Source organism: Mesorhizobium sp. M8A.F.Ca.ET.057.01.1.1 (assembly GCF_003952565.1).
Taxonomy (GTDB): domain Bacteria; phylum Pseudomonadota; class Alphaproteobacteria; order Rhizobiales; family Rhizobiaceae; genus Mesorhizobium.
In genome coordinates this window covers 4,295,207-4,308,618 of record NZ_CP034454.1, presented here as the reverse complement: position 1 = coordinate 4,308,618, position 13,412 = coordinate 4,295,207, and the positions used below count along the sequence as shown (strand labels likewise).

10 protein-coding genes are annotated in these 13,412 nt (G+C 64.1%); all 10 read left to right on the top strand.

Annotation, left to right across the window (positions count from 1 at the left end; translation table 11 throughout):
• Positions 1 to 20: 20 nt before the first annotated feature.
• The 10 genes from EJ077_RS20625 (at position 21) to EJ077_RS20580 (ending at position 13,386) form a co-directional block, all read left to right on the top strand.
• Complete coding sequence (locus EJ077_RS20625) at positions 21 to 1,409, top strand: ATP-binding protein (protein WP_245458477.1); 1,389 nt, start codon at positions 21 to 23, stop codon at positions 1,407 to 1,409.
• A gap of 182 nt (positions 1,410 to 1,591) precedes the next feature.
• Entirely contained in the window at positions 1,592 to 2,032 is a 441-nt protein-coding gene (locus EJ077_RS20620) for a hypothetical protein (protein WP_208695842.1), read from the top strand.
• A gap of 124 nt (positions 2,033 to 2,156) precedes the next feature.
• Positions 2,157 to 3,296 (top strand): c-type cytochrome biogenesis protein CcmI, encoded by a 1,140-nt coding sequence (gene ccmI, locus EJ077_RS20615; RefSeq protein WP_208695841.1) that lies wholly within the window; start codon positions 2,157 to 2,159, stop codon positions 3,294 to 3,296.
• 8 nt (positions 3,297 to 3,304) lie between these two features.
• Complete coding sequence (ccmE, locus tag EJ077_RS20610; protein WP_208695840.1) at positions 3,305 to 3,748, top strand: cytochrome c maturation protein CcmE; 444 nt, start codon at positions 3,305 to 3,307, stop codon at positions 3,746 to 3,748.
• A 23-nt stretch (positions 3,749 to 3,771) separates the two neighbouring features.
• The gene (locus EJ077_RS20605; protein WP_208695839.1) at positions 3,772 to 5,763 is read left to right on the top strand and encodes a heme lyase CcmF/NrfE family subunit; all 1,992 of its coding nucleotides are present in this window, start codon (positions 3,772 to 3,774) and stop codon (positions 5,761 to 5,763) included.
• Positions 5,760 to 6,227, top strand: a complete 468-nt coding sequence (locus EJ077_RS20600) for a cytochrome c-type biogenesis protein (RefSeq protein ID WP_208695838.1) — start codon at positions 5,760 to 5,762, stop codon at positions 6,225 to 6,227. Before EJ077_RS20605 ends, EJ077_RS20600 begins: the two co-directional genes overlap by 4 nt.
• A 130-nt stretch (positions 6,228 to 6,357) precedes the next feature.
• On the top strand, positions 6,358 to 7,908 hold the full coding sequence (locus EJ077_RS20595) for a Do family serine endopeptidase (protein WP_208695837.1): 1,551 nt from the start codon (positions 6,358 to 6,360) through the stop codon (positions 7,906 to 7,908).
• 356 nt (positions 7,909 to 8,264) lie between these two features.
• Entirely contained in the window at positions 8,265 to 8,939 is a 675-nt protein-coding gene (locus tag EJ077_RS20590) for a response regulator transcription factor (protein WP_023771592.1), read from the top strand.
• Positions 8,940 to 8,947: 8 nt separating this feature from the next.
• Positions 8,948 to 10,426, top strand: coding sequence for a sensor histidine kinase (locus EJ077_RS20585; RefSeq protein WP_208695836.1), 1,479 nt, complete (start codon positions 8,948 to 8,950; stop codon positions 10,424 to 10,426).
• On the top strand, positions 10,426 to 13,386 hold the full coding sequence (locus EJ077_RS20580) for a bifunctional [glutamine synthetase] adenylyltransferase/[glutamine synthetase]-adenylyl-L-tyrosine phosphorylase (protein WP_208695835.1): 2,961 nt from the start codon (positions 10,426 to 10,428) through the stop codon (positions 13,384 to 13,386). Before EJ077_RS20585 ends, EJ077_RS20580 begins: the two co-directional genes overlap by 1 nt.
• The last annotated feature ends 26 nt before the right edge of the window (positions 13,387 to 13,412 follow it).

Below are 13,412 nucleotides of genomic sequence, written 5' to 3'. Positions count from 1 at the left end.
CGCTTCCTACCAACCCAACCGTGGGCAGACGGCTTTCGCTACGCGCTTGGCCGCGCTCGCTGACGTTCCGCGTCATCGCCTTCTCCACGGTATGGGCGATCCTGACCCTGGTCGTCATCTTCACCCTGATCACCACGCTCTACCGCCAGGCCAGCGAGCGGGGCTTCGACAGTTTGCTGTCGGCGCATCTGTTCAACCTGATCGGCTCGATCGGCATTTCCGACAGCGGCGCGCTGACCGGCTCGCCCGATCTTGGCGACCTCCGTTTCTCCGAACCGAATTCGGGCTGGTACTGGTCCGTCGAGCCCGCCTCGGAAGGCGTGCACGGCGATCTTCATTCTTCGTCCATGACCCGGACCATCCCGTCGCCCGATGTGGCCGATGTTCCCTTCAACGCCAATTTCCAGCGCAGCTATGCCGCACAAGGCATCAACGGCGAAGAACTGGTCGTGTTCGAGAGCGAATTCGTTCTCGATGCCAAGAACCGCGCCGCGCGCTTCCGCGTCATGGGAAACAAGACCGAGCTGGAGCAGGAAATAGGGACCTTCCAGCGTCGTTTGCTGACCTATCTCAGCCTGTTCGGCATCGGCATGATCGCCATCAACGCCATCGCCATCCTGCTCGGACTGCAGCCGCTGCGCAGGGTCAGGAACGCACTTGCCATGGTGCGCGAGGGCACCGCGCAGAAGCTCGACGGCCGCTTCCCAGCCGAGATCGAACCGTTAGCCAACGAAACCAACGCGCTGATCGAAAACAACAAACGCATTGTCGAGCGTTCGCGGACCCAGGTTGGCAACCTCGCCCATTCGCTGAAGACGCCACTCGCCGTGCTGCTCAACGAGGGCCGGGCGCTTGGCGGCGCCAAGGGGCAGCTGATCGCCGAGCAGGCCGCCTCCATGCAAAAGCAGATTGATCACTATTTGCAGCGTGCCCGCGTCGCGGCGCAGCGCGACAGCGTCGTCTACCGCACGCCCGTGGCGCCGCTGGTGCAGCGCATGGTGCGCGTTTTGCAGAAGCTCAACCCGCGGACCAGCCTGTCGCTGTCGCTGCCGGCCATGGAGATCGTCTTTGCCGGCGAACGCGAGGACCTCGAGGAACTGCTCGGCAATCTTCTCGAGAATGCAATGAAATGGGCAAGGAGTGCTGTCGCGGTCTCGGTCGTGCCCTTGGCCATCAAGGATGAGAGCCTGTTCGAGATCAGCATCGAGGATGACGGCCCTGGCATTCCCGAGGACAAGGCGCGCGAAGCCACGAAGCGCGGACGGCGCCTGGACGAGACAAAGCCAGGAACGGGCCTGGGCCTCGCCATCGTCGCCGACCTCGTCAACGAGTACGGAGGCGGCCTGGATCTGGGGCGTTCCGGCATGGGTGGTCTCAAGGCAGTGGTGCGATTGCGGAGCCTTCAGTGACGTTTCCCCAGGCCAATCGACACCAATGGGTGGCACATGCTATGGCGGCATATCGATTGACCTCATGCTGGCCTGCGGCGGCCAAATTTCCGACAAATATCAATACTATGGCCATGCCCACTTCTCAGATGATGCCACGCGCATCCATGGCAGGCTCCAACTCAGGAATACCGGTTGTTGGCATGAAGATTCGCGTCGCGCTTGTTTCCGCATTGCTAGCCGTGTCGGGCTGCACCACCTTGAGCGGCAAAGGCCCGACCGTGGCCGCGACCCCGGCCTCGACGCCTCCGGCGGGCGGCAAGGTCGTCACCAAGTCGATCATTTCCGCCATGGGCGGCGGCCTCATTGGCGGGTCTGTCGGCAATGGCCTGAGCGACACGGAAAAGCGCAGCGCGCTCGAGGCCGAATACAAGGCGCTTGAATATACGACGAGCGGGCAGAAGGTGGCGTGGAAGGGCGATCAGGCCTCGCGCCATGGCGAGGTCGTTCCAGCCCAACCTTACCGCGTTGGTTCGCAGGATTGCCGCCAGTACACGCAGACGGTGTTCACCGGCAGCGCCAGTGTCACGGCGCACGGAACAGCCTGCCGCAATGCCGACGGCAGTTGGACCCCATTGACCTAGCCGGCCGGGTCCGGTTGCGACCCGGCCAGTTGATGTCGATCAAGGACATTCGGTGCGCCTGCCGTCAAAGCGTCGCAGGATGCCTGTGTTGGCAGGGCAGGGCTCTGCCTTTATTGGAAGAACCATGCTGTTCTGGGTCATAGCCGCAATTCTCACGCTGGGCGCCAGCCTGGCGGTGCTTTTGCCGCTGGCTGGGGCTTCCAAGGTCGCATCATTGAGCGGCGATCACGACCTGGAAGTCTATCGCGATCAATTGGCCGAACTCGACCGCGATGCCGGGCGCGGCTTGATCCGGCCCGCTGAAGCAGCCGAGGCGCGCGCCGAGATCGCCCGCCGCATCCTTCGCCTGGGCAATGCGGATATGACCAGCAAGACGTCCGGCAGGGCGGCGTCGGTCACGGCACGGCTTGTCGCGACCGTGGCCGTGCTGGCGGTCCCGTTGGTCAGTTGGGGGCTCTACAGCCAGATCGGCTCGCCTGACTTGCCGTCGCAGCCGCTCAGCGAGCGACTGGCCAAGAACCCGGCCGACAGTTCGGTCGATGAGCTGGTGGCGCGCGCCGAAGCCCACCTCGCGGCCAATCCTTCCGATTGGCGGGGCTGGGATGTGCTGGCGCCGGTTTATCTGCGCATGCAGCGCTTTGCCGACGCCGCGGCGGCCTATCGCAACGCCATACGCCTCGACGGCGACAGCGCCGTACGCCAGGCCGGTCTCGGCGAGGCGATCGCCGGTGCCGCGGGCGGCATTGTTTCGGCCGATGCCCAGGATGCCTTCGAGGCGGCCTTGAAGCTTGACCCGGCCAATGCGAAAGCCAGCTTCTATCTGGCCATGGCATTGGCGCAGGAGGGCCGCGGCAAGGAAGCGGCCGCGGCCTGGCAGGCGATGCTTGGCACGCTGCCGCCGGACTCGCCATGGCGCGGCGCCGTCGAACAGGCCCTGGCCAAATCCGGCGGCCCCGAAGTCGCTTCCGGCGCGGCCACGAAAGGCCCCGATGCCGGCGATGTCGACGCGGCGTCCTCCATGTCGCCGCAGGACAGGGAAGCCATGATCAACACCATGGTCGCCGGTCTCGACGACAAACTTCGTCAAAATCCGCGCGACCCGGAAGGATGGATGCGGCTTGTTCGTTCCTATGTCGTGCTGGGCAAGACGGACCAGGCGCGCGATGCGCTGGGCCGTGCCATTGCGGTCTTTGGGGCCGACAGTGACGAAGCCAAGAAATTCACCGCCTTTGCCGCCTCGCTCGGCCTGACGGCGACGGAGTAGAATTGGACATGACGCGCAAGCAGAAACGATTGTCGGTGATTGTGGGCGGCTTGGCTTTCCTCGCCGCCGCCACCGGCCTGACCTTCTACGCGCTTGGCCAGAAAGCGTCCTATTTCTACATGCCGGCCGATCTGACCACTTCCAGTGTGCAGCCCGGCCAGCGCATCAGGCTCGGCGGTTTGGTTGAAAAAGGCACCATCCAGCGCGGCCAGGGCGCGACGGTCGCCTTTTCGGTCACCGACACCCACAAATCGGTCAAGGTTACCTATACCGGCATCTTGCCCGACCTTTTCCGCGAAGAGCAGGGCGTCATCACCGAGGGCACCTTTGGCCCCGACGGCGTCTTTGTCGCCGACAGCGTGCTGGCCAAGCACGACGAGCGTTACATGCCCAAGGAAGTTGCCGACGGTCTGAAGGCCAAGGGTGTCTGGCAGGAGAGCAAGAGTGAGTAATCCCGACGGGAGAGCAAGCGGGAATGGTTGAGACCGGACATTTCGCCCTGGTTCTGGCGTTCGCGCTTTCGCTGGTGCAGACCATGGTGCCGCTGTTTGGCGCGCGGCTGAACAACCAGCGCCTGATGGCGGTCGGCGGTCCGGTCGCGGTGACCGGTTTTGCCTTGACGGCGCTGTCTTTCGCGGCACTTGCGAGCGCCTATGCAAGTTCCGATTTTTCGCTGGCGAACGTCTGGGAGAACTCGCATTCGCTGCAGCCGCTGATCTACAAGATCACCGGAACTTGGGGCAATCACGAAGGCTCGATGCTGCTCTGGGTGCTGATCCTGACCTTCTTCGGCGCACTTGTCGCCGCTTTCGGCTCCAACCTGCCGGCGACGCTGCGCGCCAACGTGCTTGCCGTGCAGGGCGCCATTGGCGCTGCCTTCTTCCTGTTCATCCTGGTGACGTCCAATCCCTTCGTCCGGCTCAATCCGGCGCCCATCGAAGGCCGCGATCTCAACCCGATCCTGCAGGACCTTGGCCTCGCCATTCATCCGCCGCTGCTCTATCTCGGCTATGTCGGCTTCTCGATCTGCTTTTCCTTCTCGGTCGCGGCCCTTATCGAGGGTCGCATCGATGCTTCCTGGGCGCGCTGGGTGCGGCCATGGACGCTGGTCGCCTGGATGTTTCTGACCGGCGGCATCGCCATGGGATCGTACTGGGCCTATTACGAGCTCGGCTGGGGCGGTTTCTGGTTCTGGGATCCGGTCGAGAACGCTTCCTTCATGCCGTGGCTGGCGGGCACCGCGCTGCTGCATTCTGCCATCGTCATGGAAAAGCGCTCGGCGTTGAAGATCTGGACGCTGCTGCTCGCTATTTTGACCTTCTCGCTGTCGCTGCTCGGCACCTTCCTGGTGCGTTCGGGCGTCCTGACTTCCGTGCACGCCTTTGCCACCGATCCGACGCGCGGCGTCTTCATCCTGTGCATCCTGACGCTGTTCATCGGCGGCTCGCTGGCGCTGTTTGCGCTGCGCGCCTCGAGGCTGACGGCTGGCGGCCTGTTCCATCCGATCTCGCGCGAAGGCGCGCTCGTCCTCAACAATCTGTTCCTGACCACAGCGACCGCCACCGTGCTGGTCGGTACGCTCTATCCGCTGGCGGTCGAGGCTTTTTCGGCCGACAAGATTTCGGTCGGCGCGCCGTTCTTCAACCTCACCTTCGCCCCTCTCATGGTGCCGCTGCTGGTGATGGTTCCCTTTGGGCCGCTGCTGGCCTGGAAGCGGGGTGATGTCCTTGGCGTCGCGCAGCGTCTGATGTTGGCGTTTGCCGCCGCCCTTCTGGCGACGCTGGTCACTGCCTTGTTCATCGACGGGGCTTCGGTGCTCGCCGCGGTTGGCGCCGGCCTGGCCGTCTGGCTGATCCTTGGCGCGCTGACTGACCTTGCCGTCAAGGCAGGGTTGGGCAATGTCGCCGTGCCGGTCATGGCCAGGCGCCTGGTTGGTTTGCCACGCTCGGTCTTCGGGACCGCTTTCGCGCATCTTGGCCTTGGTCTGACGGTGCTCGGCATTGTCGGCACGCTCTGCTTCGGCACGGAGAAGATCCTGTCCATGCATGCCGGTGAAACCGTCGAAATCTCCGGCCGCACGGTGCGTTTCGTCGGCCTCTATCCGGCCCAGGGACCGAACTACAGCGAGGATCGCGGCCGTTTCGAGCTGATCGGCGTCAGCGGCAGCCCTGTCGGCGAAATCAGCTCGGCCAAGCGTTTCTACCCGGTGCGGCAGATGACGACGACGGAGTCCGGCATCAAGACCATCGGCCTCTCCCAGCTCTACATCTCGCTCGGCGACGAGGGCAAGGACGGCTCGGTCGTGGTGCGCCTGTGGTGGAAGCCGCTGGTGACGCTGATCTGGGGCGGCGGCCTTATGATGATGGCGGGTGCCGCCATGTCGCTGATGGACAGGCGCCTGCGGGTCGGCGCGCCTTCGCGCCGCCGCAAGCAGGCGAGCCCGGTGGCGCCGGTGGTCCTGCCATGAAGGCAAGGTTTTCGCTGACCTCGATTGTCCTCCTGCTGGCATTATTCTTCGCCGGCACGGCAATGGCGGTGAAGCCTGACGAGATGCTGGCCGACCCCGCTCTGGAGGCACGGGCGCGGGCGCTGTCGGAAGGCTTGCGCTGCATGGTCTGCCAGAACCAGTCGATCGACGAATCCGACGCCGACCTTGCTCGCGACCTGCGTATCCTGGTGCGCCAGCGCCTTGTTGCCGGTGATACCGACCAGCAGGTGATGGACTATGTGGTCTCCCGCTACGGCGAGTTCGTCCTGTTGAAGCCGCGTTTCGACCTGCGCAACGCGTTGCTGTGGGGCACGCCCGTGCTGTTGCTGCTGGTGGGAGGCGTGTTCATTGTGTTGACCGCGCGGGCGCGCCGGACGCTGGCGACGAAATCCCTGTCGGCCGATGAACAGGCGGCATTGGACACGATCCTGGACCGCGACTGACGGCTGCGCCGCGCGCCAACATTACCAAAGATTCATGTGCCGGAAATGGCGTCGTAATGTGCGCCGCTCTAATTCTCGTTTCTTGAGGATGCCGATCAAGGCGCGTCCGCTTGAAAGAGGATAGAGATCCATGAATATTGCCCCCAGTTCATATTCCCGCACCCGTAAGCGTCTTCTGGCTGCCGCCGCGTCCGTCGCTGTCGCCGGCGCGATCGGCGTTGGCGCGCTGACCAGTGGAACCAGCCCCGTTCTGGCTGACGCCGTGCGTGTCGAGGCTCCCCAGGTTCCAAGCTTCGCCGATGTCGTGGAGCGCGTTTCGCCAGCCGTGGTCAGCGTCAAGGTCAAGGCCAAGCTGCAACCGACCGCCGATGACGGTTCCGACGATCAGGGCGGTTTTGACAATCTTCCCAACAATCCGCAGCTGCGCCGCTTCTTCAAGGAATTCCGCGGCTTTGGTGACCAGGGTGGCCAGAACGATGAAGGTCAGCGCCGCTTCGGTCATCGCGATCGCAACAATGACCAGCCGCGTCCGGTGGCGCAGGGCTCCGGCTTCTTCATCTCCGAAGACGGTTATCTCGTCACCAACAACCATGTCGTCGAAGAAGGCACCGCCTTCACCGTGGTGACCAATGACGGCAAGGAACTCGACGCCAAGCTGGTCGGCACCGATCCGCGCACCGATCTCGCCGTGCTCAAGGTCGATGGTGGCGGCAAGTTCACCTATGTCGACTTCGCCGACGATTCCAAGGTTCGCGTCGGCGACTGGGTCGTGGCTGTCGGGAACCCGTTCGGCCTCGGTGGCACCGTCACCGCCGGCATCGTATCGGCGCGCGGCCGCGATATCGGCGCTGGCCCCTATGACGATTTCCTCCAGATCGACGCCTCGGTCAACCGCGGCAATTCGGGTGGCCCGACCTTCAATCTCAACGGCCAGGTGGTCGGCATCAACACCGCCATCTTCTCGCCTTCGGGCGGCAGCGTCGGCATTGCCTTCGACATTCCGGCCTCGACCGCCAAGCAGGTCGTCGGAGACCTGATGAAGAGCGGTGCGGTCCAGCGCGGCTGGCTCGGCGTCGAAATCCAGCCGGTCACCTCCGACATCGCCGAATCGCTCGGTCTGAAGTCCAACAACGGCGCCCTGGTTTCGAGCGCCCAGGACGACGGTCCCGGCAAGAAGGCCGGCATCACCGCGGGTGATGTCATCACCCAGGTCGATGGCAAGGACGTTGCCTCGCCGAAGGAACTCGCCCGCCTGATCGGCGCCTATTCGCCGGGCAAATCGGTTGACGTCACCGTGTGGCGTGACGGCAAGAGCCAGACGGTCAAGGTCGATCTCGGCAAACTGCCGATCAGCGACAAGCAGGCATCGGGCGACCAGCAGCAGCAACCCGCCGCTCCGGCAAAGCCGGACACGCTCGCCGATCTCGGCCTCACTGTCACCAAGTCCGAAAACGGCAAGGGTCTGGTGGTGACCGACGTCGACCCCGACAGCGCTGCCGCCGATCGCGGCATCCAGCCGGGCGACGTCATCACCGCGGTCAACTCGGCGGAGGTCAACGGCACCGACGACGTCACCAAAGCCATGGCCGATGCGGTCAAATCCGGACGCAAGGCGGTGTTGATGCAGATCACCCGCGACGACAACAACCGCTTCGTGGCGCTGCCGGTGGCCAAGGGCTGAGACGACTTTCCAATGCGGCGGTTTCAATACCCCCGAGTCGCCGCATGGGAAAGCAAGTAGGAGAGCCCGTTAGTCAGTCATCGCGCTCTTCTTCAGCGGCAGCGGGCTTCCCATCGCCCGCTGCCGCGCCCCGCATATGGGTGCCCCCATCACGCTCTCGTGCCCGAAGCCGGTCGGTTCGGTGGTCGCAGGGTCACGACATGACCGGGAAGTGGCATGTCCGGCGTAACGACGCCACGGAACAAGGATTTCATCGCGCAAGCTCTCGATCATCTTGATCGCGATGCGCTTTGGCAAAGGCTAGAATGCAGATGCCGGCTACTCAATCTTCCAGCGAAATCGCGTATAACGGTCCTATGAAGATTCTCGTCATAGAAGACGATCGCGAGGCTGCGGATTATCTGCAGAAAGCCTTCACGGAAGCCGGTCATACGGCACATGTCGCGGGTGACGGCGAGACCGGCTTTGCGCTTGCCGATGCGGGTGATTACGACGTGATGGTCATCGACCGGATGATGCCGCGCCGCGATGGCCTGTCGGTCATTGCCGCTCTCCGCTCCAGGGGCAACACGACACCAGTGCTCATCCTGTCGGCGCTGGGCGAGGTCGATGACCGGGTCACCGGCCTGCGGGCCGGCGGCGACGACTATCTGACCAAGCCCTATGCCTTTTCCGAACTTCTGGCACGCGTCGAGGTGCTGAACCGACGCGCCAGCGCCAAGGAGGCCGAGACCGTCTACCGGGTTGGCGACCTTGAACTCGACAGGCTGTCGCATTCTGTCCGCCGGGCCGCGCGTGAGATCACGCTGCAGCCGCGCGAATTCCGCCTGCTCGAATATCTCATGCGCCATGCCGGCCAGGTGGTGACGCGCACCATGCTGCTCGAAAATGTCTGGGATTATCATTTCGATCCGCAGACCAACGTCATCGATGTCCACGTCTCGCGGCTGCGCGGCAAGATAGAAAAGGGCTTCGACAAGCCGATCCTGCATACGGTTCGAGGCGCCGGCTACATGCTGAAGGGCGGCTAGGCGACAGCATGGCTCTTTCCGTGCCCGCCATCATGAAGACGACGGCAGCGCGGCTTTCGGCGCTTTATTTCCTGCTTTTCGCGCTGTGCGCCGTCCTGCTGGTCTTCTATATGACGTCGCTGTCAGCGAGCATGCTGACCGGGCAGACACAGGACACGATCAATGATGAGATAATAGGCTTGGCCAGCGCCTACAAAAAGGGCGGCTTGCCATTGCTGGTGCGTGTGGTCGAAAACCGCTCCCGCCAGCCTGGCGCCAACCTCTATCTGATCGCCGACACCAATGGCCAGATCCTGACCGGCAATGTGCAGGCCCTGGAACCGGGTGTGATCGATACCGAGGGCTGGACGACCGAGCCGTTCTCCTACAAGCGTTTCGGCGAAGGTGAGCTTGATCGTTTGCGCAGCGGAACGTCCGACCAGACGACGTCTCCTTCAACTGGCGACAACGCGGTGCAGACTGAAGGCGAGAAGGGCCACAATGCCATCGCGCTGGTGCTGCGGCTGCCCAATCAGATGATCCTGCTGGTTGGCCGCGATCTTGGCGAACCGGAGCGTTTTCGCGCCGTTATCCGCCGCTCGCTGATGCTGGCGCTCGGCATGATGGGGCTCGGCGGGCTGCTAATCTGGTTCTTTGTCGGCCGCGCCGCGCTGAAGCGCATCGACGGCGTGTCGGAGGCCAGCCGTCGCATCATGGGCGGCGATCTCAGCGGCCGATTGCCGGTTACGGGCACTGGCGACGAATTCGATCGGTTGTCCGAAAACCTCAATGTCATGCTGGCCAGGATCTCCACGCTCAATGAAGGCCTCAAGCAGGTTTCCGACAACATCGCGCATGATTTGAAGACGCCTCTGACCCGGCTGCGCAACCGGGCCGAGGCGGCGCTTTCCCGCAAGCAGAAGACGTCGGACTATCGGCAGGCGCTGGAAGGCACCATCGCCGAGTCCGACCAGCTGATAAAGACTTTCAACGCCATCCTGATGATCTCCCGCCTGGAGGCTGGATATTCTTCCGAGCACACCAACCGCGTCGATCTGGCGGCTGCCGTGCGTGATGTGGTCGAACTCTACGAGCCGGTGGCCGAGGAGGCTGGCGTTTCGCTGGACGCCGAGGTGAACGGAGCTTTTGCCGTTGACGGCAACCGCGAGCTGATCGGCCAGGCCCTCTCCAACATCGTCGACAATGCGATCAAGTACTCGACCGATTCCACGTCCAAGCCGGCGGTCCGTGTGGCGCTCGAACGCACGCATGGCGAGATCAGGCTTTCCGTCGCCGACAACGGCCAAGGCATTCCCGACGATGCCGATCGCGCCCGGGCGACGGAGCGCTTCGTGCGGCTGGAGAAAAGCCGTTCGCAGCCTGGTTCCGGCCTTGGCCTCAGTCTCGCCAAGGCGGTTATGACATTCCATTACGGCCGGCTTGACCTGTTGCCCGGCAATCCGGGACTATCCGTGGTCATGAGTTTCCCCACACGCGAGGACCACTAATGGCGGCCGTTGCCAAGCGGAGCAAGACAGACTGGTTGCTGAGCCTGGAAACCCCGCTTGTCCCGCTCGACGAGGGCCGGGCACGGCGGGAACTGGCCGAAATCGCGGACGAAGCGCGCGAAGAAGGGCTGACACGGGCGGCCAATTTCCTGGCCGGCAAGGGGACGGCGCAGGATTTCCTGGCCGCTGTCTTCGACCTTTCGCCGTTCCTGCGCGATACGGCGCGGCGCCGGCCGCAAATCCTGGACGGCCTCTTCGACCTGCCGGTCGAGGCTCGCCTGAAAGCGATCACCGCCGCGATCGACCAGGCGACGCTGGCCGAAACGGTCTCGGAATCCGGCCTGATGATGGAGCTGCGCCAGCATAAGGCCGAGGCGCATTTCCTGATAGCGCTCGCCGATCTTTCGGGCGAGGCCGAAACGTCGCTGACGGTAAGGCGCTTGAGCGATCTCGCCGACGCCTGTACCCGCGCGGCTGTCGATTTCCTGCTGCGCGACGCGCATGGCCAGGGCAAACTCAAGCTGCCCGACCTCGACAACCCGTCGCATCAATCGGGCTGGATCCTGCTCGGCATGGGCAAGCTCGGCGCGCATGAACTGAATTTCTCCTCCGACATCGATCTCGTCGTGTTCTTCGATCCGGAAGCGCCCGCCGTGGTCGATCCTCTCGACGCCACCGACCTGTTCTCGCGCCTGACGCGCCGGCTGGTGCGCATCCTGCAGGACCGCACCGAGCACGGCTATGTCTTCCGCACCGATCTGAGATTGCGTCCCGATCCCGGCTCGACCCCGCTGGCAATTCCGGTCGAAGCCGCGCTGCGCTACTACGAAGCGCGCGGCCAGAACTGGGAGCGTGCAGCGATGATCAAGGCGCGCCCGGTGGCAGGCGATCTGGCGGCGGGCGATGCCTTTCTCAAGGAACTCCAGCCCTATATCTGGCGCAAGTACATGGACTACGCCGCAATTGCCGACGTCCATTCGATCAAGCGCCAGATTCATGCCCATAAGGGCCACGGCGAGATCGCCGTTAAGGGGCATAACGTCAAGCTTGGGCGCGGCGGCATCCGCGAGATCGAGTTCTTCGTCCAGACCCAGCAGCTCATCGCCGGCGGCCGCTTCCCGGAGCTGCGCGGCCGCGAAACCGTGCCCATGCTCGGTCAGCTCGCGGCTCGGGGCTGGATCACGTCGGATGCGCGTGACGCGCTCGCCCGCCAGTACTGGTTCCTGCGCCGGGTCGAACATGCCATCCAGATGGTGGCCGACGAGCAGACGCACACGCTGCCGGAAGACGATGAAGGGCTGGAGCGCATCGCCCGCATGCTGGGCTTTGCCGACGTGGCCGCGTTTGCCGGGGCGTTCCGTGCCTCGCTGCAGCAGGTCGAGCGCCACTATGCGGCGCTTTTCGAAACCGCGCCCGAGCTTTCGGCCGGCATCGGCAATCTTGTCTTCACCGGTGACGTCGACGACCCGAACACGCTGCAGACCCTGTACGGTCTCGGCTTTCAGCGGCCAAGCGACATTTGCCGTGTCATCCGCGGCTGGCATTTCGGGCGCTACCGCGTCACCCAGTCGGCGGAGGCGCGCGAGCGGTTGACGGAACTGACGCCGGCATTGCTCAAGGCCTTTGGCCAGACGCGCCGGGCCGATGAGGCGCTGGTTCGTTTCGACGAGTTCCTTGCTGGCCTGCCGGCCGGCATCCAGTTGTTCTCGCTGCTGCAGTCGAACCCCGCACTGCTCAAGCTGATGGCGACGATCATGGGCGCCGCACCCCGGCTAGCCGCGATCATCACCCGCAGGCCGCATGTGTTCGACGGCTTGCTCGACCCGGCATTGCTGACCGAGCTTCCCGACCGCGCCTATCTCTCGGCGCGGCTTTCCGCCTTCCTCGAAGGCGACAGGGCCTATGAGGGTGTGCTCGACCGGCTGCGCATATTTGCTTCCGAGCAGAAATTCCTGATCGGTGTGCGGCTGCTGGCGGGATCGATCGATCCGGTCCGCGCCGGCCGCGCTTTCTCCGATCTGGCGGACCTGACCATCGCGGCGGCGTTGCAGGCGGTGACGGCAGAATTCGCGGTGCGCCACGGCACGATTGCCGGTGGCGTGGTTTCGCTGCTCGGCATGGGCAAGCTCGGCAGTCGCGAGTTGACCGCCGGGTCGGATGTCGACCTCATCCTGCTCTACGATCATGATCCGGAGGCAGAGGACTCCGATGGCGACAAACCGCTGGCGCCGTCGCATTACTACACCCGCATGACCCAGCGGCTGATATCGGCCGTATCGGCGCCGACGGCGGAAGGTGTGCTCTACGAGCTCGACCTGCGTTTGCGGCCGTCCGGCAACAAGGGCCCGGTCGCCACCCATATCGATGCGTTCAAGAAATACCAGCGTCAGGAGGCCTGGACCTGGGAGCATATGGCGCTGTCGCGGGCGCGTGCCATCGGCGGCGACGCCAGTCTTTGCGCCGAAGTCGAGGCCGAGGTTGCCGCAGTGCTCGGCCAGCCGCGCGACCCGGCGAAGGTGAGGGCTGAAGCCTCCGAGATGCGCGCCATGATCGAGCAGGAGAAGCCGCCGCACGATCTCTGGGACATCAAGCTGATCCCGGGCGGCCTGATCGATCTCGAGTTCATTGCGCAGGTGGCGGTCATCACCGAAAATGTCGAGCCGGGCAGCAGGGCAACGGCGACTGCGGAGGTGCTGTCGCGCCTTGCGCCGCAATTCGCCGCCGCCGATGTCAGACAGGAGCTTGGCGAGGCCTACCGGCTCTATCTGGCGCTGACCCAGATGATCAGGCTTTGCCTGACCGGCCAGTTCGAGCGCGATGACGTACCGCCGGGCTTGTCGGATCTGCTCCTGGCAGTCACCGACCTGCCGGATTTCGGTGTGCTGGAAGCACATCTCAAGGAGACGTCGCAAAAGGTCAGGAAGGATTTCGACCTTTTGCTTCGTGCCGAGGGTTCGTAATCAACGACCGTCCGGCCGCATCGGGG